We start from the raw sequence: 460 nt of genomic DNA, 5'->3' as shown, positions 1-460 counted from the left end.
CAGCAATCTCTCCCCACAGCAACCTCCCCCGCCACAAAAGCCTTTCCGGTTGTTTGTAAACCGCTATAACAACGACAGCGGGTAACTGATGAATATCCGGTTCTCATCAAACTCGTTGGTACTGAAATCCCGGCGCATCGTTGCGTTGCGCCAGCGCACATTCAGGTCCCGCAGTGGACCGCTTTGTACCGTGTAGGCCAGCTCCGACTCACGGCCCCACTCCTTGCCATTGGTGATCGCCCCGGTGTGCACGTTATCGCCACTGATGTAGCGGTTCATCATGGTCAACCCGGGAATGCCCAGTACCACGAAGTTGAAGTCGTGCCGCACCTGCCAGGATTTTTCCTTGGCGTTGTCGTAGCTGGCGTTGTAGCTGTCGTTGGCCAGGGTGCCGCCGCTGGTGCCGTTGACCCGCATCCAGGCGCTGTCGCCGCTGAGTTTCTGCAGGCCGATATAGAAC

The 460-nt window shown here is 58.0% G+C and carries 1 protein-coding gene; it reads right to left on the bottom strand.

Features of this window, described 5'->3' with window-relative positions:
* Nucleotides 1–63 precede the first annotated feature (63 nt).
* Nucleotides 64–460, bottom strand: a 397-nt coding sequence (locus tag HX869_RS31260) for an OprD family outer membrane porin (RefSeq protein ID WP_178904186.1), incomplete at its 5' end; no start/stop codon positions are given.

The organism is Pseudomonas sp. P7779, from assembly GCF_013386315.1.
In the GTDB taxonomy this organism is placed as follows: Bacteria; Pseudomonadota; Gammaproteobacteria; order Pseudomonadales; family Pseudomonadaceae; genus Aquipseudomonas.
This window is presented reverse-complemented; position numbering and strand designations above follow the sequence as displayed.